Consider the following 1,447-nt stretch of genomic DNA (forward strand, 5'->3'; position numbering starts at 1 on the left):
ATGTCCGCGCGCGCCGCCGCTGTCCGCCTGATTCGTCACGACATCAGCATCTCTTCGGACAGAAGGCTTTCCATGCACAACTTCATCACCCGTAGCACCGGGACCGCCGCCGTCGCGGCCGGTCTGGTGCTCGCCGCCTGCGGCTCGGCGGCCGCGCACGTGACCGTCGACGCGCCGGGCGCCGCCCAGGGCAAGTACACCGTCGCCACCTTCAAGGTGCCGACCGAATCCGAGACCGCGGCCACCACCGCGCTGCGCGTCGCCGTGCCGAACCTGAAAAGCGTGCGCACCGAGCCGATGCCGGGCTGGACAGCCAAGGTCGAGCGCAACGATAAGGGCGAGGCCGTCGCCGTCGCCTGGACCGCCGACCCGGGCAACCCGGGCGTCGGCCCCGGCCAGTTCCAGCGCTTCGTGCTCTCGCTGGGCCCGCTGCCCGCGCAGGACACGGTGAACTTCCCCGCCACCCAGACCTACAGCGACGGCAAGGTCGTCGCCTGGGATCAGCCGAGCACCGGCGGTGCCGAGCCCGAGCATCCGGCACCGTCGATCACGTTGGGCGCCGACGGCGGTGACGCGGGCGGCGACCACAGGGTCGCTTCCGGTGCGACCAGCGTCGCGGAGACCGACACGGTGGCGCGCTGGCTCGGCGGCATCGGGCTGGCCCTCGGCCTGTTCGCGGCCGCGCTCGGCCTCGGCCTCGTCTTCCGTTCGCGGCGGTCGTGATGCGGGCCGATCATCTCGTCGCCGATATCAACCGATCCGCGCGGCTGCGCATCGGACGCCGGGTGCTCGCGGTGCTGATCGCGGGCCTGTTCGCCGCGATGTTCGCGGCGGGCGCGGCGAGCGCGCACTCCGGTGCCGTGAGCAGCGTGCCCGAGGACGGCTCGACCGTCGAGGCCGGGCCCGCGCGCGCCAGCATCACCTTCAACGAGGAACTGCAGCAGAACTTTCCGTCGCTGACCGTGGTCGGCCCGGACGGTCGCCTGTGGTCGAAGGGCAAGGCGCTCGTCGAGGGCCGCACCGTCAGTGTGGAACTGGGCGAGCTCGGGCCGGTCGGCGAATACACCCTCGCGTTCCGGGTCACCTCCGCCGACGGGCACCCTGTCAGCGGGACCCGGCATTTCACGCTGAGCAAGGCGGGTACCGGCACGCCGGGACCCAAGCCGGGTGCGGACACTGCCGATAGCGGCGACTCCGACGGCGGCGTGCCGGTGTGGGTGTTCATCGCCGGTGGCGTGGTGCTGTTCGGCGCGGGCCTCGCGGTCGCGCTGCTGTCCGGCCGCAAGAAGTAGCCACCATGACGACCGGTCGCCGGGTACCCGCGACGACGCTGCGGCAGTGGCGGGTCCTGGTGCCGGTCGTGGTGGCCGCCCTGGCCGGGGTGGCGCTGGCCTGGCTGCTGCGCCGCGGCGGCGGTTTCCCCTGGTCGGCGGGCGCGCGGGTGCTC

Annotated in this window: 2 protein-coding genes; both read left to right on the top strand. The window is 73.1% G+C overall.

The genetic code is table 11. The features are described from left to right. The first annotated feature begins 72 nt into the window (after positions 1 to 72). Positions 73 to 723 (top strand): YcnI family protein, encoded by a 651-nt coding sequence (locus V8688_RS31905; protein ID WP_342802376.1) that lies wholly within the window; start codon positions 73 to 75, stop codon positions 721 to 723. Beyond that, positions 723 to 1,292 carry a copper resistance CopC family protein gene (locus tag V8688_RS31910; protein ID WP_342802377.1) on the top strand — a complete coding sequence of 190 codons (570 nt, stop codon included), beginning with the start codon at positions 723 to 725 and terminating at the stop codon, positions 1,290 to 1,292. Before V8688_RS31905 ends, V8688_RS31910 begins: the two co-directional genes overlap by 1 nt. The last annotated feature ends 155 nt before the right edge of the window (positions 1,293 to 1,447 follow it).

It is taken from the genome of Nocardia sp. No.11 (assembly GCF_038752175.1).
Classification (GTDB): domain Bacteria; phylum Actinomycetota; class Actinomycetes; order Mycobacteriales; family Mycobacteriaceae; genus Nocardia; species Nocardia canadensis.